This window comes from Brevundimonas sp. (assembly GCF_036659295.1).
GTDB lineage: Bacteria > Pseudomonadota > Alphaproteobacteria > Caulobacterales > Caulobacteraceae > Brevundimonas.
In genome coordinates this window covers 3501-24787 of sequence record NZ_JAVXCU010000002.1, presented here as the reverse complement: position 1 = coordinate 24787, position 21287 = coordinate 3501, and the positions used below count along the sequence as shown (strand labels likewise).

Annotated in this window: 22 protein-coding genes; 15 read left to right on the top strand and 7 right to left on the bottom strand. The window is 62.4% G+C overall.

Annotation, left to right across the window (positions count from 1 at the left end):
- Positions 1–7 precede the first annotated feature (7 nt).
- The 3 genes from RSB01_RS00640 to RSB01_RS00630 form a co-directional block, all read right to left on the bottom strand.
- Positions 8–916: a hypothetical protein gene (locus RSB01_RS00640; RefSeq protein WP_332619884.1), complete on the bottom strand. Its 909-nt coding sequence runs from the start codon at positions 914–916 to the stop codon at positions 8–10.
- A gap of 76 nt (positions 917–992) precedes the next feature.
- Complete coding sequence (locus tag RSB01_RS00635; RefSeq protein ID WP_332591991.1) at positions 993–1892, bottom strand: alpha/beta hydrolase; 900 nt, start codon at positions 1890–1892, stop codon at positions 993–995.
- A complete protein-coding gene (locus RSB01_RS00630; protein WP_332619882.1) occupies positions 1892–2389 on the bottom strand; it encodes a Fur family transcriptional regulator in 498 nt (165 codons plus the stop codon). The genes RSB01_RS00635 and RSB01_RS00630 overlap by 1 nt, the downstream gene beginning before the upstream one ends.
- Before the next feature lie 162 nt (positions 2390–2551).
- On the opposite strand from RSB01_RS00630, the gene RSB01_RS00625 reads away from it, so the two are divergent.
- On the top strand, positions 2552–3331 hold the full coding sequence (locus RSB01_RS00625; protein WP_332591993.1) for a SapC family protein: 780 nt from the start codon (positions 2552–2554) through the stop codon (positions 3329–3331).
- A 73-nt stretch (positions 3332–3404) separates the two neighbouring features.
- Here RSB01_RS00625 and RSB01_RS00620 read toward each other — a convergent pair whose 3' ends face one another.
- Positions 3405–3815 carry an acyl dehydratase gene (locus RSB01_RS00620; RefSeq protein WP_332591994.1) on the bottom strand — a complete coding sequence of 137 codons (411 nt, stop codon included), beginning with the start codon at positions 3813–3815 and terminating at the stop codon, positions 3405–3407.
- Positions 3816–4052: 237 nt separating this feature from the next.
- Positions 4053–4847 carry a response regulator gene (locus RSB01_RS00615; RefSeq protein ID WP_332592031.1) on the bottom strand — a complete coding sequence of 265 codons (795 nt, stop codon included), beginning with the start codon at positions 4845–4847 and terminating at the stop codon, positions 4053–4055.
- Between the two features lie 221 nt (positions 4848–5068).
- On the opposite strand from RSB01_RS00615, the gene RSB01_RS00610 reads away from it, so the two are divergent.
- The 9 genes from RSB01_RS00610 (at position 5069) to RSB01_RS00570 (ending at position 14123) form a co-directional block, all read left to right on the top strand.
- Positions 5069–5266 carry a NepR family anti-sigma factor gene (locus tag RSB01_RS00610; protein WP_332592030.1) on the top strand — a complete coding sequence of 66 codons (198 nt, stop codon included), beginning with the start codon at positions 5069–5071 and terminating at the stop codon, positions 5264–5266.
- A complete protein-coding gene (locus RSB01_RS00605; protein WP_332592029.1) occupies positions 5263–5871 on the top strand; it encodes a sigma-70 family RNA polymerase sigma factor in 609 nt (202 codons plus the stop codon). Before RSB01_RS00610 ends, RSB01_RS00605 begins: the two co-directional genes overlap by 4 nt.
- A 2-nt stretch (positions 5872–5873) precedes the next feature.
- Complete coding sequence (locus RSB01_RS00600; protein WP_332619448.1) at positions 5874–7613, top strand: sensor histidine kinase; 1740 nt, start codon at positions 5874–5876, stop codon at positions 7611–7613.
- A 56-nt stretch (positions 7614–7669) separates the two neighbouring features.
- Positions 7670–7807 carry an entericidin A/B family lipoprotein gene (locus RSB01_RS00595; protein WP_332591046.1) on the top strand — a complete coding sequence of 46 codons (138 nt, stop codon included), beginning with the start codon at positions 7670–7672 and terminating at the stop codon, positions 7805–7807.
- Positions 7808–7933: 126 nt separating this feature from the next.
- Positions 7934–9001 carry a GTPase ObgE gene (obgE, locus tag RSB01_RS00590; protein ID WP_332591045.1) on the top strand — a complete coding sequence of 356 codons (1068 nt, stop codon included), beginning with the start codon at positions 7934–7936 and terminating at the stop codon, positions 8999–9001.
- 105 nt (positions 9002–9106) lie between these two features.
- Entirely contained in the window at positions 9107–12034 is a 2928-nt protein-coding gene (polA, locus tag RSB01_RS00585) for a DNA polymerase I (RefSeq protein ID WP_332591044.1), read from the top strand.
- Positions 12035–12058: 24 nt separating this feature from the next.
- Positions 12059–12373: a GNAT family N-acetyltransferase gene (locus RSB01_RS00580; protein WP_167175198.1), complete on the top strand. Its 315-nt coding sequence runs from the start codon at positions 12059–12061 to the stop codon at positions 12371–12373.
- A gap of 59 nt (positions 12374–12432) precedes the next feature.
- Entirely contained in the window at positions 12433–13656 is a 1224-nt protein-coding gene (locus RSB01_RS00575) for an NAD(P)/FAD-dependent oxidoreductase (RefSeq protein WP_332591043.1), read from the top strand.
- Between the two features lie 128 nt (positions 13657–13784).
- Positions 13785–14123, top strand: a complete 339-nt coding sequence (locus RSB01_RS00570) for a zf-TFIIB domain-containing protein (protein ID WP_332591042.1) — start codon at positions 13785–13787, stop codon at positions 14121–14123.
- Positions 14124–14144: 21 nt separating this feature from the next.
- Here the strand turns inward: RSB01_RS00570 and RSB01_RS00565 are convergent, their stop codons facing one another.
- The gene (locus tag RSB01_RS00565; protein ID WP_332591041.1) at positions 14145–15857 is read right to left on the bottom strand and encodes a hypothetical protein; all 1713 of its coding nucleotides are present in this window, start codon (positions 15855–15857) and stop codon (positions 14145–14147) included.
- A gap of 206 nt (positions 15858–16063) precedes the next feature.
- On the opposite strand from RSB01_RS00565, the gene RSB01_RS00560 reads away from it, so the two are divergent.
- The 5 genes from RSB01_RS00560 to RSB01_RS00540 all read left to right on the top strand — a co-directional run bounded on the left by RSB01_RS00560 (position 16064) and on the right by RSB01_RS00540 (position 19551).
- The gene (locus tag RSB01_RS00560; RefSeq protein ID WP_332591040.1) at positions 16064–16774 is read left to right on the top strand and encodes a response regulator transcription factor; all 711 of its coding nucleotides are present in this window, start codon (positions 16064–16066) and stop codon (positions 16772–16774) included.
- Positions 16743–18344, top strand: coding sequence for a HAMP domain-containing sensor histidine kinase (locus RSB01_RS00555; protein WP_332619446.1), 1602 nt, complete (start codon positions 16743–16745; stop codon positions 18342–18344). The genes RSB01_RS00560 and RSB01_RS00555 overlap by 32 nt, the downstream gene beginning before the upstream one ends.
- Positions 18341–18763: an HPr kinase/phosphatase C-terminal domain-containing protein gene (locus RSB01_RS00550; RefSeq protein ID WP_332592059.1), complete on the top strand. Its 423-nt coding sequence runs from the start codon at positions 18341–18343 to the stop codon at positions 18761–18763. Before RSB01_RS00555 ends, RSB01_RS00550 begins: the two co-directional genes overlap by 4 nt.
- A 108-nt stretch (positions 18764–18871) precedes the next feature.
- Positions 18872–19276, top strand: coding sequence for a PTS sugar transporter subunit IIA (locus tag RSB01_RS00545; RefSeq protein WP_167175217.1), 405 nt, complete (start codon positions 18872–18874; stop codon positions 19274–19276).
- The gene (locus tag RSB01_RS00540; protein WP_332592058.1) at positions 19273–19551 is read left to right on the top strand and encodes an HPr family phosphocarrier protein; all 279 of its coding nucleotides are present in this window, start codon (positions 19273–19275) and stop codon (positions 19549–19551) included. The genes RSB01_RS00545 and RSB01_RS00540 overlap by 4 nt, the downstream gene beginning before the upstream one ends.
- Here the strand turns inward: RSB01_RS00540 and RSB01_RS00535 are convergent.
- Complete coding sequence (locus tag RSB01_RS00535; protein WP_332619445.1) at positions 19548–21068, bottom strand: VOC family protein; 1521 nt, start codon at positions 21066–21068, stop codon at positions 19548–19550. The two genes, RSB01_RS00540 and RSB01_RS00535, sit on opposite strands and share 4 nt — an antisense overlap.
- Positions 21069–21287: the final 219 nt, after the last annotated feature.

The window sequence follows — 21287 nt, the reverse complement described above, 5'->3', positions numbered from 1 at the left end:
GAGCCGCCTAGTAGAACAGGCTCTCGCTGTCTTTTTCGGCCTTGGGGGCTGCTGTGTTCACATCTGTGCGCGGCGGCCTTGCGGGGCGCGAGGGGCGGCTTGTAGGGCGCGACGTTGTCTTGGCGGGCGATGAGGGTGCCACAGGCGCGACATCCCCCGGCAGGGCGGGCGCAGGGGCCAGAGGGCTGCGAGTTTCCGACACCTCGCCATAGGGGTCGGTGCCGGACGGTTCTGTGACAGGCATATCGCCAAGGCGCGGATAGGCCCCGACGTTTTCGGTTTCTGCCACAGCGGGTTCCGCGCGCACCGGCGCAGGGGTGGTCGGCACGACGGCCACAACCGGCGGGCTTTTACCCTTTAGGCCCAGAGCCAGACGGGCCTCGGCCACGGCCTGTGGCGTGTGGCAATGGCAGACGGCCAGTTGTCCCGCCGCATCGCGCCAGATGACCAGAGGCCAGCGGTTGTCATCGACCGGACGGCCCAGACGCTGCAATACCGAGCGGCGGAAACCTGCGGCCTCGGCCAGAACGGCCATGCGGGTTTCGGAGGCCGAGACAGGCTCTATGCCCACAGCGGTCCAGTGTTCGGCGCGCATCGACAGCCATTGGCGCAGAAGGCCGATATCACGACCCTGCCACAACTGGACCACCGTGGCCTCTTCGCTGGTGCCGCCATGACCGGACGGCACGATGATGGCGCGCACCTCGCGGCCTTGTGTGGCCAGTTCGGCAGCGTCCGCGCCCAGCCACTGTTCCAGCGCCGTGGCCGCACGCGGCGAAATAATCGTAACGGGGCGCTCGCCGACATTCAGGCGAATCGCAGGGGCCGAGGCCAGCAGGGTTTCCAGCGCCGGATCATCGCCAACCACGCGCAAGGTGCGGTCCTTCTGGGTCAGGGTCCACCAGATGACAATCATCAGGCCCGCGACCAGAAGACCCAGCCCTATGCCTGCGGCAAGGGCCGCCCCTGTTCGGCGAGATAGAACGGGGCGACTAGGCGGCAAGATCCGACAAGACCTCGCGCACCACCTGCGGATGGGTCATCGGGAACAGGTGGCCGCTGCCTGCGACCGTGCTGATCGAGAGCTGCGGGCCCGAAGACAGGCGGGTGACCGCGCACAGCGTACCGGTTTCGGCCCGCAGAAGCTGGACCGGCCCGTCATACTGGCGCAGGGCTTTCCACGGATTATGGGCCTGCGCCGAATAGTTGGACGCCTCCCATGCGGGGGCGCAGGCCAGTTTCAGGCCCTCGCCGTCTTCCAGCAGGCCATCGGTCAGATAGTCGGCCAGCACGGCGTCGGGCCAGCCCTTGAAGGCGCCGCGTCCGCGCCACGAATTAAAGGCCTGCTCGCGGCTGTTGAAAGACGCGCGGCGGCGCAGTGTCGATTGCACAATCGGTGCGCGCGCCGCCAGCATGTTGAGCACTGGCGTATTGAACACTGCCGTGGTCGCAAACGACCAGATCACCGGATCCAGCAGGATCAGGTGCGAAACCTTGTGTGGCACCTTGGCGGCAGCCAGCAGGCTGGACGTGCCGCCGATGGAATGACCACACAGGGCCACAGGCGGGCCATCAATCGTATTGAGCAGCGAGATCAGGTCGTCGCGATGGTCGTTCCAGTTGCGCCGTCCTTGTGTGCGCGCCGGCAGGGTGGTGCGACCGTGACCGCGCAAATCGACGGCCCATATCCGCAAGCGGCTCGCCAGACCCGAGAGAAGTTGGCGATAGGTATAGGCATTGAAACCGTTGGCATGGGCAAAGACCAGATCGACCGGACGGTCGGCAGGGCCGAAATCCAGCACCGCCATCTGGCCTTCGCCATAACGGTTGCTGACCGGAACCGACAGACGGCGCGGCTGGATGGCTATCGAGCCATCAGGAGCGCCATCCATCAGGCGGCATCCTTGCACTGGGCGCATTTGCCGTGGCCCTCGATCGTGGTGCGCTGGATCTCGTAACCGACACGCGAGGCCGCACCGGCCAGTCCCAGATCGCTGAGTGGCACGGCGACCTCGGCGGTCGAGCCGCAGCAGTCGCAGATAAGGAAGGCCGCCGCATGGGCCTGTACGTCATCGCTATGGTCCGAACAGGCGACATAGGCGCTGATGGAAGCGATGCGGTGGACCACGCCCCAGCGCTCCAGAAACTCCAGGGCGCGATAGACGGTCGGGGGCTTGGCCGCCTCGCCGTTCGCGCCATAGCGGGCAATCAGGTCATAGGCCTTGACCGGCCCGCCTGCCGTCAGCAGCAATTCCAGCACACGGCGGCGCGGAGCCGTCATGCGTTCGCCCTGCGCCACGCAGGAAGCCTCGAAGTTGGCGAGAATGCGCGCTACCTCGTTCGCACCGCGTGCGTGGCCGTCATGATCGTGTTCGCAAGCCTTGGTCATGGCCTAGAGCTAGGGTTTCCCGTCGCTTGTCGCAACCACAATGGGCATCGGGACTGGTCGCAGACCGTAAAACGTGGTTCACAAAGGTTCGTAGCGCGTTTGCCCGTGGCCTTTCTATGGGCTAGAACGCGCCTCCTTTCTGTCCAGAACACCAGAAGATTTATGACCGACACGACTGCACAAAACGCCGGCGGCCTCTCCGGTAACGTACTTTTCTACTCGCAACCGGAACCGTTGTCGGTCGAGGCGCACGGCAAGCTGGGCGTTAAGGCTGTCGACAAGCCGTATGCCTTTATCGGCCAGACCAATATTGTGCCGCTGACCGTGACCGAGTTTGCTCCGGCAGCCCTGTCCTATCCGGTGATCTTCGTCGGCGAGAGCAAGCAACCGGTCGTCGCCATGGGTCTGAACCCGACCGACAACCTGTTCGTGACCGACGGCGAGTTCCGTGCCGACGCCTATATTCCGGCCTATGCCCGTCGCTATCCGTTCGTCTATGCCAATGACGATGCGCAACAGCGCATGATCCTGTGCATCGACCGCGCTGCCCCCTACTTCATCGAAGGCGGCGACACCCCGCTGTTCGAAGGCACCGAGCCGAGCGCCTACGTCAAGAACGCCATGGAATTCTGCAACAATTTCGAACAGGAGCGCCTGCGCACCGAGTCGTTCGTCAAGGTTCTGACCGATCTGGACCTGTTCGAAGTCAAGGAAGCCAACTTCACCCCGCGCAATGCCGACGGCACGCCGGGCCAAACCCAGAAGCTGGCCGAGTATTTCGCCGTTTCGGAAGACAAGCTGAAGGCTCTGCCGGCCGACAAGCTGGTGGAACTGCGCGACAACGGCGCTCTGGGCCAGATCTATGCGCACCTCGTGTCGCTGGCAGGCTGGGATCGTCTGATCGCGCTGGCCCTGACCCGTCAGGCCACTGCCAACGCCTGATCGGCGCTGTAAGCGAAAAGAAACGCCCCGCAGGAGACTGCGGGGCGTTTTTCTTTGCGCAGAGCGTGAAAGATCAGGACTGGCGGGCGACCAGAGAACGGGTCAGGCACGAAAAGACCAAGCGCCCCGCCTCGTCCAGAAGGTCCTGCTGGACGATGACCACGCCCTTATTATCGCCGACAGGGTCCTTGCCCATAATGGTGACGCGGCCGCGCAGCAGTTCTCCGGCCGGTGGATTGCGCAGATAGCGTACACCGTCGACGGCCAGCATTTTGAAACCGGCCCAGCGGCTACAGGCATCAAAGGACAGGCGGCTCCAAAGCGCATAAAGCATGCCGTCCGGCGCGCCATAGCTGTCATCCCACCCGGGCAGGAAGCGTTCGACATAGATGGCCAGCGATGCGCCATCAACGGCGACAACGCCCAGTGAAATGACCTGCCCCACCTCGATCTGTTCGAAATGGATGTTCAGAAGCTCGCCCATATTTTCGATCCCCGCCGCAACCGTGCCCCGCACCATGACACCCGATGCCCGTATGGCACAGCACGAAAATGCTGCGAAAAAAAAGGCGACCCCGAAGGGCCGCCGCAAAAGTCGCATCATCGAGAAATGAGGTAGATCCGTAGCCCTGCCCGCCAAGGCAGGAACTACGAATCCGAAACGTGACCACGCCTGTCAGGTTCCGACATTCTCGAAAACCGGCTTCGGATCAGACCTTGATCAGCCGCGTTGCGACGGATGGAAGAACAGGGCCTGACTGATGGCCGCCTTCACCGTTTCCGGCTGGAAAGGCTTGGTAATCAGGAAGGTCGGCTCGGGGCGTTCGCCCGTCAGCAGGCGCTCGGGGAAGGCGGTGATGAAGATCACCGGCACGTCCAGACTTTGCAGGATTTCCTTCACCGCATCGATGCCCGACGAACCGTCAGCCAACTGGATATCGGCCAGAACCAGACCCGGGCGTTTCTGGCGTACAGCCTCGACAGCTTCGGTGTGGGTGGCTGCCGTGCCGGTGACGCGGTGGCCCAGCTCGCGTACCAGACTTTCGATGTCGGCAGCGATGATGGCCTCGTCCTCGATAATCAGCACATCGGTGGCCAGTTCGGCATCGATATCGGTCTGGGCCTGTCCGACCAGACGCTCGACGGCCGAAATATCGATATCCAGAATCTGCGCTGTTTCAGACGGCGTGAAGCCTTCGAGCGAGGTCAGCAAAAAGGCCTGACGCGAAGCTGGCGAAATCTTAAGCAGGCGACGCGAGGCATTATCCTCGGCGGCATTGCCCGATACGCCCTCATGGTCTTCGAGCTGTGCGCCGCTGGAGGACCAGATGGCGTGGAAAATATGATACAGAGCCACCCGCGGTGTCATATCCGCCGGTAGCTGGCGCTCCCCTGCCGCCAGAGCTTCAAGGGCCACGCGCACATAGTGGTCGCCGGTTGCCTGATCACCCGTCAGGGCCCGCGCAAAACGCCGCACATACGGAAGGTGAGGCGCTAATCTAGCCAGAAGGCTCATACCTATAATCCCCGATGTCTGAAGCAGACCGAAGAACCGGCGCTACCCCCCAGACCATAAGACAGATTAGTTAAACGAAGAACCTTGACCGCAGTTCCGTGTTTTACAACCCGTTTTACATTTTTCGGCTAAGCTGCCGGAACGGTAGAGCCTGTCAGGGCGTTAGGTAATCAGCGTGTCCGGGAAGAGGTCTGCCGGACAGGGGGACGGTCCGAGAGTTAATGACTGAAAAATCTCAACGAGTTCAAAATACTAGCGACATTGATGACGTAGATCTCGATGAAGCAAGACTGCGCCAGCAGGCCATTGGTGTGAAGCTGCGGCATTTGTTCGACGAGATCGTGAACGAGCCTGTGCCGGACGAGTTTCTGTCCATCCTGAGGCGCGCCGATCAACGAGAAAACAAAGGTGGGGCATGAGTTCAACCGGAGCGGCACCCAAGCCGCCGTCAGCGGATGATAATGCCTTCAAGAAAGAACTTGTCGGTCTTATCCCGCACATTCGCGCCTTTGCCCGCACACTGACGGGCGATCCGACCGCCGCCGACGATCTGGCCCAAGAAGCCATGATGAAGGCGTGGGACGCGCGCGCCTCGTACCAGATGGGTACCAATATGAAGGCCTGGACCTTCATGATCCTGCGCAACCAGTTCTATTCGGAAAAGCGCCGCTCGTGGCGCTCGACCCAGCTGGATCAGGAAGCGGCCGAGCGTACCTTGATCGCGGTGGATGATCCCGAAGCGCCCGTGGCGCTGGACGAACTGCGTCAGGCCCTGAAAACCCTGCCCGAAGAACAGCGCGAAGCCCTGATCCTCGTGGGGGCTGGCGGTTTTGCCTATGAAGAGGCCGCTGAAATCTGCCAGTGCGCCGTCGGCACCGTCAAAAGCCGTGTGTCGCGAGCCCGCAAGGCCTTGCAGGCTGCGCTTGAACGCGGTGGCTATGATCGCGACGGCAAGGCAGCCGGTGACGCCATGCGCTCTATCCTCGCCGATGCCGATCGGTTGAGCAGCCCCTTGCGGAACTAACTATGCCCCCGCAGTTGCGGAAATGGCTGGGGCGGCGCCAGAGGCGTGTCGAGGGTATTCGTGCGCGTCTGGGCTTTTCAATGGCCCTGTCGCTGCTGCCCTTTATCCTGCTGGGCCTGATCCAGGTTCGCGGCGAATACCTGCAGCAAACCACCGAGCTGAAGGCCGACCTGCAGAGGGCCGCTGAGCGCAGTGTCCGCGAAGCCGAAAGCGCCTTTAACCGCGCGGGGATATTGCTGAGCATTATTGCGCCCGAAGGTCAGGCTTTTGACTGTAATGCGCGCCTGAACGGGCTGGTGAACCGTATCGACGAGGTCGAGGCCCTTTATCGCTTCGATACCGATGGCGCGGTCCTGTGTGCCTCGCATGAAAAACAGGTCGAGCGTTTCGGCCATGTGCGCGAAAGCGACTGGTTCAAAACTCTGGCCCGTGGCAGCGCCACCTCGCAGATTTTTCTACAGACCGATACCGCAGGCAGCCAGCTGGCCCTCGCCTATCGGGCCACACGGCCACTGGGTGGCTTTGACGGCGTGTTGGTGGCCGTGATCCCGACCAGCATATTTACCCTGTCCACGCAGGACATACCGCTGCCGCCCCGCACGCAGACCGGCCTGTTTGACGATCAGGGCCGCGCTCTGACGCCGACGGAAGGCCTGTCGTTCGGCCAGAGCTTCCCGCCGTTGCAAAACTGGCTGAAGGAACACAGCCACGATACCGGAGCCATTTTGCGCGCCAAGGGAGCCGACGGGGTCAACCGCCTGTATGCGGCATCCCAACTGGAAGGCCAGAATGTCTATGCGGTGATTTCGGCCCCTGCCGCCTCGCCATGGTTCTGGGCGCAGAGTAATCCGATCCGCTTTTTGATGCTGCCTCTGGCGGCGTGGCTGACGGCGTTTGCAGCGGCCATGCTGGCATCCGAGCGTATCGTCATCCGCTGGCTGGACTATCTGGACCGGATTGCCGCCATCTATGCGCGCGGGCGCTATACGATCCGGCCCGTTCAGGCCGAAAATGCGCCACTGGAAATCCGCCAACTGGCGCGCACCATGGACGAACTGGCCGAGAATATTACGCGGCGCGATGCGGCCCTGACCGAGGCGTTGCATGAAAAAGACGCCCTGCTGCGCGAAATCCACCACCGCGTGAAGAACAACCTGCAGATCATCTCCTCGCTATTGTCGATGCAGCAAAGGGTGGTCGAAGACCCTGCAGCGCGGTCGGCGCTGGGCGATACACGCCAGAGAATCTCGGCCCTGGCCCTGATTTATCGCACCCTCTATCAGGGCGAGGATGTGCGCCATGCCGATGCCGAGATGTTCCTGACCGAACTGGTCGGGCATCTGGTGGCGTCGGAATCCCTGCGTGGCCCACTGGTAAAAAGCTCCATCGAGGCCGATCCGCTCAGTATCGATCCCGAAAAACTGGCCCCGATGGCCCTATGGCTGGTCGAGGCGGTTTCCAATGCCCAGAAACACGCCTTTGCCGGTCGTGGCGGCGAGTTGAAGGTCCGCTTCAAGGTGGATGGCAAGACCAGCACACTGGAGGTCGAAGATGACGGCCCCGGTATGAGCGATGTCACATCCGGTGTCGGGGTGACGCTGATGGCCGCCTTTGCCAAGCAGTTGCGCGGGACAGCCACCACCCGCAAGGCCGAGAGTGGCGGCACGATTGCCACGCTGGTGTTCGAAACCCCGTCCACAGAAGAGGCCCCGGTTCGCAAATCACCGGAACTAGACCGCTGACGGCTGCGTTTAACTCTCGAGACTTGAGACACCCATCACGTTACAAGGAGATGATTATGCGCAAACTTCTGGTTCTGGCTGTTGTCGCTGCCGCCTTGAGCACGGCCGCTTGCAATACGGTTGCCGGTGTCGGTCGCGATGCACAGGCGGCAGGTACGGCTGTCGAAGACGCCGCCCGCGACGGTAAAAACTGATCTAACGGCAATTATTGGGGGCTTTTCCGGTCGGGAAAGCCCCTTTTTGCTGCGTTAAAGACACGGTTGGAGGCCTTGATCGCCTCTGCCCTGTAAAAAGCCACGGAGTTCGGTCATAAGGCGCGCATGAAATTCCTCGATCAGGCCAAAATTTACATCCGTTCCGGTAACGGCGGCGCAGGTTCCGTGTCGTTCCGACGCGAGAAATTTATTCCCAATGGTGGTCCCGACGGCGGTGACGGCGGCAAGGGTGGCGACATCTGGGTCGAGGCCGCTGACGGCCTGAACACCCTGATCGACTATCGCTACCAGCAGCATTTCAAAGCCCAGACCGGCCATCACGGTCAGGGTCGCCAAATGCATGGCGGCAAGGGCGAGGACATTGTCCTGCGCGTTCCGGTCGGCACACAGGTGCTGGACGAGGACAAAGAGACCGTGCTGCTGGACATGGATCGCGCCGGCAAGCGCGTCAAACTGCTGGCAGGCGGCAATGGTGGCTGGGGCAATACCCGCTTTAAAGGGCCGGTCAATCAGGCCCCGACCCATGCCAATCCCGGTCAGGAAGGTCAGGAGCGCTGGATCTGGCTGCGCCTGAAGCTGATCGCCGATATCGGTCTGGCGGGTCTGCCCAATGCCGGTAAGTCCACCTTCCTGTCGGCCGTATCGGCCGCCAAGCCCAAGGTTGCCGACTATCCGTTCACGACGCTGGTGCCCAATCTTGGTGTGGTGGACCTGTCGCCGACCGAGCGTTTCGTCATTGCCGACATTCCCGGCCTGATCGAAGGGGCCAGCGAAGGCGCGGGCCTTGGCACGCGCTTCTTGGGCCACGTCGAGCGTTCGGCCAGCCTGATCCACCTGATCGACGGCACGCAGGAAGATGTGGTGGAAGCCTACCGCATCATCCGTGGCGAGCTGGAAGCCTATGGCGATGGTCTGGCGGAAAAGGCCGAAATTCTGGCCCTCAACAAGATCGACTCGCTGACCGAAGAAGAGCGCATCGAAAAGGCCGACGCCCTTGCGGCGGTGGCCGGTCGTCGTCCGATGCTGGTTTCGGGTGTGTCGGGTGAAGGCGTCACCGAGTTGCTGCGCGCGGCCTATGCCGAGGTGCGCAAGCTGCGCGGGGATCGTCACGTGGTTGTCGATGAAGAAGACAATACGGTCTTTGAAACCCCCGGTGGTTGGTCGCCGATGTAATCGGCACAAGCCCTGCCCTGTTTTCAAACCCCGTTCCGCCAAAAGCGGGACGGGGTTTGTTTTTGAGCGGATGACGCCGCCTCAAAGCGCGCCTATGTTCGCGCCATGACCGAAGCGAACACCGACACCCCCGCCGCAACTGACACCCCCGCCACGGACAAGCCCGTGCGGCTGTGGATGATCGATGCCTCGGCCTATATTTTCCGCGCCTATCACGCCCTGCCGCCGCTGACACGCAAGTCGGATGGCCTGCCGGTGGGAGCCGTTCAGGGCTATTGCAACATGCTGTGGAAGCTGTTGCAGGACACCAAGAGTGAAGACGGCCCGACCCATCTGGTCGCTGTGTTCGACCATTCGGAAAAGACCTTCCGCAACACCCTGTACGATCAGTACAAGGCCAACCGACCGCCCGCGCCCGAAGACCTGATCCCACAGTTTCCGCTGGTGCGCGAGGCGACCAAGGCCTTTGGCGTGGCGGGTATCGAGCTGGCCGGTTTCGAGGCGGACGACCTGATCGCCACCTATGCCTGCAAGGTGCGCGACATGGGCGGCGAGGCTGTGATCGTGTCCTCCGACAAGGACCTGATGCAGCTGATCGGCGACGGCGTGGTCATGTATGATCCGATGAAGGATCGCGTGCTGGCCGAAGAGGCCGTGATGGAGAAGTTCGGCGTTGCGCCCGACCGTGTGGTCGATGTGCAGGCCCTGATCGGCGACAGCGTCGATAATGTGCCCGGTGCCCCCGGTATCGGTCCCAAGACCGCAGCCCAGTTGATCGGCGAGTATGGCGATCTGGATACGCTGCTGGAACGCGCGGGCGAGATCAAACAGCCCAAGCGCCGCGAGACCCTGATTAATTTTGCCGACCAGATCCGCATGTCGCGCGAACTGGTGAAGCTGACCTGCGATGCACCGGCACCCGAGCCGATTTCGGACTTTGCCCTGCGTGACCCCGACCCTGCGGTGCTGGGCGAGTTTCTGGAGACGATGGAGTTTCGCACCCTTGCGCGCCGCGTCGGTGACGGTAAAGCCACCGCCAACGGCACCTCGGCCTTTGCGCCCAAGCGTGCCGCCCCCATGAGCGCGCCGGTTGCCACGCCGCGCTTTGGCGGCACCGACACCCCTGCCCCCGTTGCCGGTCCCCAGACTTTTGACCGAAGCGCCTATGAGTGCGTGACCACGCTGGAGGCTCTGGACCAGTGGATCGCCCATGCGAAAGCCGCCGGTGTGGTCGGGTTCGATACCGAGACCGACGCCCTGTCGGCCACCCATAGCGGTCTGGTCGGCCTGTCGCTGGCGGTCGGTCCCAATCAAGCCTGCTATGTGCCGCTGGCGCACGAAAACATGCCCGAAGCCGGATCGGGCGGTCTGGACTTTTCCGGCGGGCTCGATTTTGGCGGGAGCCAAACCCCAGCGCCGCAACAGATCGAGACGGGCGCGGCTCTGGCCCGCCTGAAAGAACTGCTGGAAGACCCGAGCGTTCTGAAAGTGATGCAGAACGGAAAGTACGACATGGCCGTCATGCGCCGTCAGGGCATCGAGATTGCACCGCACGACGACACCATGTTGATCTCCTATGTACTGGGCGGCGGTCTGCACGCGCACGGCATGGACGAGCAGTCGCGTCGTCACTTCGACCACGAACCGATCCCGTTCAAACAGGTGACCGGCACCGGCAAGAGCGCCAAGTCGTTCAAACATGTCGAACTGGCCCCCGCGACCGAATATGCCGCCGAGGACGCCGATGTGACCTTGCGGCTGTGGCAACTGCTCAAGCCACAGCTGGCCGAGCAGGGTCTGCTCAATGTCTATGAGACGCTGGAGCGTCCGATGCCTGCGGTTCTGGCCGATATGGAACTGGCCGGTATCCGTATCGACCCGACGCTGCTGCGCCGTCTGTCCTCAAGCTTTGGTCTGCGGATGGATGAGCTGGAAAAGAAGGCCCACGAGGTCGCGGGGCGTCCGTTCAATATCGCCAGCCCCAAACAGATCGGCGAGATCCTGTTTGGCGAGATGAACCTGCCCGGCGGCAAGAAGACAGCGTCCGGCCAGTGGGGCACCGATGCCTCGGTGCTGGAAGACCTGGCCCTGACGCATGAACTGCCGCGTGTGATCCTGGACTGGCGCCAGCTGGCCAAGCTGAAGAGCACCTATACGGATGCCCTGCTGGAAGCGATGGATGCGAAAACCGAGCGCGTTCACACCAGCTATCAGTTGGCGGCCGCCTCGACGGGGCGTCTGGCCTCCAGTGATCCGAACCTTCAGAACATCCCGATCCGTACCGAGACGGGCCGCGAAATCCGTCAGGCCTTTATCGCCCGTGACGGCCATGTGCTGATTTCGGCCGACTACAGCCAGATCGAGCTGCGCCTGCTGGCCCATATCGGCGACATTCCCGAGCTGAAGCGTGCCTTCAAGGCGGGGCTGGATATTCACGCCGCCACGGCATCCGAGATGTTTGGCGTGCCCGTTGAAGGCATGCCGTCCGAGACGCGCCGCCGCGCCAAGGCGATCAATTTCGGCATCGTCTATGGCATTTCGGGCTTTGGTCTGGCCAACCAGCTGGGCATCGAACAGGGCGAGGCTGCGGCCTATATCAAGACCTATTTCGAGCGCTTCCCCGGTATTCGCGACTATATGGATCGCATCAAGGAGACGGTGAAACGCGACGGCTATGTCTCGACCATCTTTGGACGCCGCATCCATATTCCGGCCATCCATTCCAAGTCGGGGGCCGAGCGCCAGTTCGGCGAGCGGGCCGCGATCAACGCGCCCATTCAGGGGGCCGCCGCCGACATCATCCGTCGCGCCATGATCCGTATGCCCGATGCCTTGAAGACGGCGGGGCTGCAAACCCGTATGCTGCTACAGGTCCACGATGAACTGGTGTTCGAAGCACCGGAAGCCGAGGCCGAACGCGCGCTGAAGATCATCAAGAGCGTGATGGAAAAGGCTGCTGAACCGGTCGTCGCCCTCAGCGTTCCCATCGAGGTCGAAGCCAAGGCCGCCGCCAACTGGGATCAGGCCCACTGATCCACTCTCCTAAAAGGAATACCCATGTCGCTTGATCCGGAAATCAAAGACCTCGAAGCCGAGCGTCGGTACGAACTGCATGTCGACGGCCATGTGGCCTATGTCGAGTACAACAATGTCGAGGGGGGCCGTCTGGTCTCCAAGACACTGGTGCCAGAGGAACTGGGCGGTCGCGGTATTGCCTCGCGTCTGGCCAAGCATGTGCTGCAGGACATTCGCGACAAGGGTTTGAAAATCCTGCCGACCTGCACCTTCTTTGCCGGTTATATCCAGAAGCACCCCGAAGAATATGGCGATCTGGTTCAGGACGGCTACAAGATCGTTCTGGGCCTGAAATAGGCCCGATCCACCTAAAGGGCGGGGTTCGTTTTTACGTCCCGCCCTGCTAGGGGCTGCTGATGAAACTCCAGACCCTTGATGTCCTGATTGTCGGGGCCGGTGCCGCCGGCATGATGTGCGCGATCGAAGCGGGCAAGCGCGGACGCCGCGTGCGCGTGATCGACCACGCCAAAGCCCCCGGCGAGAAAATCCGCATCTCGGGCGGCGGACGCTGTAACTTCACCAATACGGGTATCCATCCGGCGGCATACCTTGGCGAGAACCCGCGCTTTGCCCTGTCGGCGCTGAAGCGGTTTACGCAGCACGACTTCATCAAGATGGTCGAGCGCCACCGCATCGCCTATCACGAAAAGACCCTTGGCCAGCTGTTCTGCGACGACAGCGCCAAGGACATCATCAAGATGCTGACCGACGAGATGGCACGCGCAGGGGTGACCCTGTCGCTGAACCTCGGGGTCAAGGCCATTAGCCATGACGGCAGTCTCTATACGGTCGATCTGGATGACGGATCGCGCGTTACGGCCGCCTCTGTGGTGATTGCCACGGGTGCCAAGTCCATTCCGAAAATGGGGGCGACCGGCTGGGCCTATGATGTGGCGCGCCAGTTTGGTCTGCGCGTCACTGATACCCGCCCCGGTCTGGTGCCGCTGACGTTCGAGCCGACCTTGCTGGAGAGCCTCAAGCCGCTGGCGGGCGTGTCGCTGGATGCTGTGGTGCGCCACAAGATCCCTAAGGATGCCGACCCCAAGCGCCCCGCCAAGCCGACCGAGTTCCGCGAAGGCATGCTGTTTACCCACCGTGGTCTTTCCGGCCCGTCGATCTTGCAGATCAGCTCCTACTGGCGCGAGGGCGAGGCCATTACGGTGGACATGGCCCCCGACAAGGATGTGGCGGCCCTGTTGCTGGAAGCCAAGAACGAGAACGGCAAGCAGATGGTGCATACGGCGCTGGGTCATATCGTGCCGCGCCGTCTGGCCGAGGTTCTGTGCGAGCGGGCGGGCCTGAAGGGCAAGCTGGCCGAACAGGGCGACAAGAAGCTGCGCCTGCTGGCAGAAAGCGCCAATGCGTGGAGTGTGAAGCCGGTCGGTTCCGAAGGCTATCGCACCGCCGAAGTGACCGTCGGCGGGGTGGATACGATGCAGCTGGACCAGCAAACCATGGAGGCCAAGTCGGTCGCCGGTCTGTTCTTTATCGGCGAGGCGGTGGACATTACCGGCTGGCTGGGCGGCTATAATTTCCAGTGGGCATGGTCGTCGGGCTGGGCCTGTGGGCAGCACTGCTAAACGCCCCTGCGACATGCGGGCACGTTGCGTTGTGGCGGCAGACTTCCTAGCTCGAAAATGCGGGACGGGCCCCTCTGGTCTGGCCACTGCCTGACGATGTCGGACCGCATGAAGACAAAAGGATCACTATGCCTCTTCTGATGTGTCCCAACGACAATGCCCCCATGCAGACGCTGGATCGCAATGGCGTGCAATTCGACATGTGCCCGAACTGTCGCGGCGTGTGGCTGGATCGCGGCGAACTGGAAAAACTGATGGAAGGCGCGACCAATGACGGTCGGGCCTCGGTGGCCGCCCCTGCCCCGCAAGCGCCGCCGCCCCAACAGCACCAGCAGCCGTCGCCATGGGGCCAGCAACCCCAGCAGGCCCCCTATCGCAGCCGCGAGGACGACTATCGTCGTCACAAGGAAGACGAGCGCTATTACAAGAAGAAAAAGCGCCTCGACATCTTCGATATTTTCGACTAATTTGACGGTCGCCGGACGCGCCTAGGCGGCCAGTCCGGCCGCCTTCATCATCGGCAAAAGAGCGCTTACCATTTCAGGCGAAGCCTGCATTTGCTGGCGTGTTTCGGGCAGGCGCAACAGGCGCATAGCCTCGGCGCGGGCCATATCATTGACCTTGCCCACGGGAGCCGCATCGGCCGCCGCCAGCCGCAACAGGGCCGACAGCTTTTGCTGGAGCGGCACAGAAGCCTTGGCGATCTGCGAGATCAAACGCGTTTCTTCGGCGATCTTGGTGCCGATCCGGCCAAGGGTTTCGGTGGTGTTTTCGGCGCTCTTGCCCGCAAGGCCGGCGCCCTCAATGGCACGCTGCAAACGGCGCAGGGCCATCAGCCGGTGCAGGGGCGGCAAGGTCGCCGCGCACAGCTCCGCCTCGAAGCGCAAGGACGAGACGCAGGCCTCCAGCCAGCGGGCCGCAGAGCGTTTATTGGTCCCGCCCGTCACATTGTCACTGAGCCGCGCCAGACGTTCGGCCTCTTCCAGAACCGTGTGGCAGCCGCGCACATAGGCGGCGACAAAATCGGCGGTGACCAGAAGCCGCGAGCGCTCGATAAACGCGTTTTGCACTTCTTCCAGTGTCAACAACCGCCCCGCCGTGGCCGTCAGCGAGGTCGCCAGCGCCCGCAGGATATTGATCTCGCCCTCGGCATCGCCGGGACGCAGACGGCGCGGACTGGTCAGCTCACGCAGCACCATCTTGGCCAGAGCCGCCGCCACCAGTGGAAACTCGCCCACGGCCAGACGCTCGCCAAGGCGCGCCGCGGGCCCCTCGACCGGCGGCACCATCATCGCCAGACGCGGATCATGCGCCACAATGGCCGATACCTCGCGCGGGGCCACCATGCGCACCACCGCCGCCAGTGTCGAACCCTGGTCCAGAGACGGGCCGAACAGGTCCGGCAGGTTCCAGCTGCCCGCCAGCATCTCGCATAAAATCTGTTCGACCGGCACCATGACCATGGCGCGCAGGGCACCGCCCGCAGGGGCCTGATCGCACAGGTCCAGCAGCGCCGACAGGCGCGCCCGCGAGCCGCGCAGTCCGTTCAGCGCATGGGCAATCGTGCCGCCCATTTTAAAAGCACGGTCGGCATCGCCCTGAAGGTTTTCGGCGATCTGGGCCAGTGGCACGACCGCCGGATCAATAAAATCACCGCGCCGTCCCGCCTTGATAATCTGCTCGACCGTCTGGTCGGACAGTTTTTGATAGAGGCGTAACAGGCTGTGCAGGTCCTGACCCGTGGCCTGAGCCTCGGGGACGGCGACCTTTTGTATGGCGTGCTGGACCTCGACACCCGCAGCGTCCAGCCGCTCCGCCAGTACCGGCGAGTGCAAAAGCTCGAAGGCCGTCACGCCCTGACGGCGCAGCCAGTCCTCGAGGATCGCGCCCAGACTTTCGCGCGCATGGACGGTGTAAAGCTCGGCAGGGGCGCGGCAGGCCGGACCGGCGGGGGCTTCGGTCCTAGCCTTTTTACGCACCGGATCGGGGGCCCCCAGACGCAGCACACTGATGCTGGAGAACTCCATCGTGACCGGATTGAGCGTTTCCTTGGTCACCTTGACCGCCGCCGCGATCTTGTCTCGGATGATTTCTTCGGCCGTGTCGATGCTGTGACGACGGTCCTCATGGGCCATCAGCAAGGACCATTCCGCGTTCGCGTGCTTGCGAACGTAGATTTCATAGTGAATGGGGCCCGCCATAGATTTCCCGCCAAACCTGTCAGTCGCCTGTTATCGCTCAAGGAGTTTAAGGCGGAGTTTCAACTTATCGTCACAGGCAGCACTTGCAGCGAAAGTTACAACTTCCCATTTCCTAAGGCCCTAATCTGCCTTAATCATACCGAACTGTACCGCTCGCCGTGCGTTGTATCGGCAACACGTCCGCGTTCGTTCGCAAGGAGAAGCCCTTGGCTAACATCACCCTGGTTGATGACGACGAGAATATCGTTGCGTCCGTTTCCCTGGCGCTGGAAAGCCATGGCCACACGGTTACCGCCTATCATGACGGTGCCTCGGGTCTGGAAGCTCTTGAAAACAGCCCGCCGGATCTGGCCATCCTCGATGTGAAGATGCCGCGTATGGACGGCATGGAAGTGCTGCGCCGTCTGCGCCAGACCTCGAACATGCCGGTCATTATGCTGACCTCCAAGGACGAGGAAATCGACGAAATCCTCGGTTTCAACCTTGGTGCCGACGACTATATGCACAAGCCGTTCAGCCAGCGTCTGCTGCTGGAGCGCGTGAAGGCGCTGCTGCGTCGTGCCGGTGTCGAAGGCATTGATCTGACCGAAAGCGCGGCCAATGCCGATGCCAACAAGGCCATCAAGCGTGGACCGTTGTCGATGGATCCGGCCCGTCACGAATGCACGTGGGAAGGCAAGCCGGTCAAACTGACCGTCACCGAGTTCCTGCTGCTTCAGGCCCTGGCCCAGCGCCCCGGTTTCGTGAAGAGCCGCGATAACCTGATGGATGCGGCCTATGACGACCAGGTATATGTCGATGACCGCACCATCGACAGCCACGTGAAGCGCATGCGCAAGAAGTTCCGCATGGTTGACCCCGAATTCGACGCGATCGAGACCCTGTATGGCGTCGGCTACCGTTACCGCGAAGCCTAAGAATCATAAGCCGTCCAGACGTTTCCGCTTCGGCGGGTCCCGTCTGGGCGGCTTTATGCTGGCTCTCAACCTTCTTAGCCTGCTGATCATGATCGGCGGGGCGCTGGCTCTGAACGAATGGAGCCGCGGCCTGATCAATGCCCGTCAGGAATCCCTGTCGGTGCAAGCCGAACTGCTGTCCAACGTGCTGGGGGAACTGGGTATTACCCAGGGTGATCCCTACCCGATGCTGGACGACCGCGCCGCCGCCTACTGGCTGCGTGACAATTTCATTCCGACCGGACAGCGTGCGCGTCTGTTCGATGTGGACGGGATCCAGGTTTCCGATTCCTATAACGTCTCGGACAATATTCCCGGCGAGCCTCTGCCGCCCGCCCTGCCCTCTGGCACCACCGCGCCTCTGCCCACTTCGGAAGCCGAAATCGAAAAGGCGCGCTCGGAAGCCGATGCGGCTCTGGCTGCCGAGGTCGAACTGGCCCTGCAGGGCCAGCCGCAGATGAATATCCGCCGCAACGAGGAAGGCGAGCGCGTCGTCTCGGTGTCGCTGCCGGTCCGCCATGTCCAGCAGGTGCTGGGGGTGCTGACGCTGGAAGCGGGCGATGTGAACGCCATTCTGGCCGCCCAGCGCCGCGCCCTGATGCCGTTTGCCTTTGTGGCGCTGGGGGTGAACCTGCTGGCCTCTCTGGTGCTGCACCTGTTTGTGGCGCGGCCCGTGCTTCGTCTGTCGGCGGCTGCCGATCAGGTGCGTCTGCAACGCGCCCGTGCCATCTCCCTGCCCGACCTGACCGCCCGCAAGGACGAGGTGGGCGGTCTGGCGCGTGCGCTGGAAAGCATGACCGACACCATGTCCATGCGTATGGACGCCATCGAACGCTTTGCCGCCGATGTCTCGCACGAAATCAAGAACCCGCTGACCTCGATCCGCTCGGCATTGGAAACCCTGCCTCTGGTCAAGACCGAGGCACAGCGCGAACGCCTGACCAATCTGCTGCAAAACGATGTGCGCCGTCTGGATCGTCTGATTACGGACATTTCCAATGCCTCGCGTCTGGATGCCGAACTGTCGCGGGACCGCCCCCGTCCGATCGATCTTGGGGAGCTGCTGTCGGACATTATCAGCGTCTATGAAAACAGCCTGCGTGAAGGCGAGATTCCGGTGCGGCTGATCAACAGCCTGTCCATGCCGGCACAGGTGGTGGGGCGCGATACGCCGCTGGGGCAGGTGTTCCGCAACCTGATCGACAATGCCCGCTCGTTCAGCCCGCAAGGGTCCGAGGTGCGTGTCTATCTGGAGAAGGACGACAATCCGGACTTCTGGCGCGTGCGCGTCGAGGATGACGGCCCCGGTATTCCGCCCGACAATCTGGAAACCGTCTTCGAGCGTTTCTATACCTCGCGGCCCAAGGGTACGGCCTTTGGTACCAATTCGGGCTTGGGTCTGGCGATTGTCCGCCAGATCGTCAAAGCCCACGAAGGCACGGTTGTCGCCATCAACCGCAGCGAAGGCGATCAGGTACAAGGCGCCAGCTTTATTGTGCGCCTGCCGCTGGCGGGACGCCGCGCGGCATGAGCCCCACCGTCCATGCCACCGCGGTCGCTCTGCGGCTGGGCGGCGCATGGCGGGGGGTGCTGATCCGCGGAGCCCCCGGATCCGGCAAGAGCGATCTGGCCCTGCGACTTATGGACATAGGCGGGCGTCTGATCGGGGATGACTATGTCCACCTGTGGACAAGTTCGGAGCGGTTATTTGTCACGGCTCCGGCCACAATATCCGGTCTGGTCGAGGTGCGCGGTCTGGGCATCCGTACCGTCACACCGTTGAAAACAGCCCCGATTTCACTGGTTATCGACCTGATCGACCACGCCCCCGAACGTATGCCGGAACCGAAAATCACCCGCCTGTGCGGGGTGGATTTACCGCTGTTGCAGCTTGATCCGCGACCGGCCAGTGCAACGACTTTGGTCATCCGTGCACTGGAAGCCCTTTGAACCTTTGTGGCTTTGGCTTAAGACATCGGGTCAAGGGGCGTCTAACAGGGTTCAACCTGACCGCTTCTTATTGATGTTCGGCAGATATGGGCCATTCGGTTTAGATTTATGATCGGTCTGGTGATCGTCACCCACGGAGGGCTTGCCTCCGAATTCATCTCGGCGATGGAGCATGTGGTCGGCCCGCAGCGCGGTGTCGCGGCCATTTGTATTGGTCCCGAAGACGACATGGAGCGCCGCCGGCGCGACATCCTCGACGCATCGGCGGCTGTCGATGACGGCGATGGCGTGATTCTGCTGACCGACATGTTCGGTGGCACCCCGTCCAATCTGGCCATTTCGGTCATGGAACAGACCAAGGCCGAGGTGATTGCCGGTCTGAACCTGCCCATGCTGATCAAGCTGGCCAGTGTGCGCGGTCGCGAGAGCCTCGAGGCCTGTGTGGCCCATGCTCAGGATGCCGGGCGCAAATATATCTCGGTCGCGTCATGGGTTTTGGCAGGCGATAAATGAGCGAAGCCGTCCGCGCCCAAATGGCGATTTGCAACCAGCGCGGACTTCATGCCCGTGCCTCTGCCAAGTTCGTGAAGACCGCCTCGGAATTCGACGCCGAAATCCATGTCTCCAAAGACGGCACCACGGTGGATGCTCGCTCGATCATGGGCTTGCTGATGCTGGGGGCCGGTATCGGCTCCTCGATCGAGGTCAAGGCCGAGGGCAGCGATGCCGAAGCGGCGGTCACGGCCCTGTCGGACCTTGTCGCCCGCCGCTTCGACGAAGACGTCTAGGCCATCAGCCACGCCGCGATGGCAGCCTCGTCGGCATCGACCATCCAGTGACCGGCGCTGATACTCTGGTGATCCACCCGATAGCCGTGACCTTCCAGAGCGTTTCTTAAGGTCTCGCCGCCTTGAGGCGGGACCAGATTGTCATCGGCACCCGAGAGCAGCAGCAGCCTCCCCTCGCCCTTGTCCGCTGATATGTCTCCAGACAGAGCGGGCATGGGGCGCAGCAGCACCGCCTGTTTGACGCTATCCGGATAAAGGCAGGCCAGCGCCCCGATCATATCGGCCCCGTTGGAGTAGCCCAGCAGCATCAGCTTGTCGGCCTCTAGGGCATAGCCACGGATGGCCCCCGCCAGAAACGCGTTGAAGGCGGCAGCCTCGGCACGGATGTCCTTTTGATCGAACGTGCCTTCGCCCTCACGGCGGAACCAGCGCAGATTGCCTTCCTCGGTGGCGCGTGCCCGCACACCCAGAAGCGCCGCACGCGGATTGATCCGGTGCGCCAACGGCATCAAGTCGGCCTCGTCACCGCTAGGGCCGTGCAGAAGTACAATGGTCGAGCCGTCGGGGTCTTCGGGCCAGTAGAAGCGATGCACAAATGGCAGGTCGCGCTTGGGGCCACGCATTTCGCCCGGACGTGAAAACTGTGGCAGCTTGATCCGCAGATCGTCGGCAATAAAGAACATCACCTCGGGCGGGAACTGTAGGGTCTGGCCCAGTTTCTCCACCGGCTCGTTGACGGTCAGACCCGGTAGGTCTGTGGCGCATTCGATCGACAGGCCGCTGCTGTCACGCACATAGAAGGAGCTGAAATAGTGCAGTTCCCGCACCATGGTCGGGACGTGGTCCTTGAGGGTTTCGCGCAGGGCGTTCAGGGCCTGCGTATCGGGCGCGCGGAAAGCCACATGGTCGGGCACGCCTGCGCCCTTTACCGACGGCACAAAGCCGGTGACGCTATGCACGTCCACCACATCGGTGTCCGACTTCAGGCGTGTGACGCTGTCTTCGGTGCGCGAGACGCTATAGCCGAAATGGCCAAGGAAGCGGTTGGTCTCCTCGGCGCGGTCGCTGAGGATGGTCACGCCGCGAATATAGCAAGGGGCCGTTACCGAACCCGATCCCAGCGCCGCCTCGCTGGCCACCAGTTTGATGATCAGGCCGTCAGGGTCTTTTAGGCGCAGGACCGGCTCGCCGAACTCCCGGATCGGGCCTTCGGCCGGAATATTGGCCGAGATCGCCCGCATCATCCATTCGCCCAGACTGTCGGTCGGCACGGCAAAGGCGATTTCCGACACCTGACCCAGACCGGTGCGGCCACGGCCTGTGGCCTCCCACACCATGAAGCTGACGAGGGTGCCGGGGCGTCCATCGGGTGCGCCGTAGAACAGATGAAGTTGCTCGGCATCCTCGAATCCACCCGTCTGTTTGACGAGGTTCAGGCCCAGAAAGCCCATGTAGAAATCCACATTGGCCTGCACATCGGCGGTGATGCTGGTGACGTGATGGATGCCGGTCGTCATCGGATATCTTTCAATCAGGAACCCCGTCCGGCCTGTGACCGGACGGGGTTGTAGAGGCTAGTGCTTGTAAGGCGGCCTATTTGCCGGCTTCGCGGTCCAGAACCTTTTGAACCGCCGGATCGGCAGCCAGACGGTCGTGCAGGGCCAGCACGTTCGGATATTGCGACAGGTGGCCTTCCAGCAGCTTTTTGCCCCAGCGGATCATCGGGAAGGCATAGG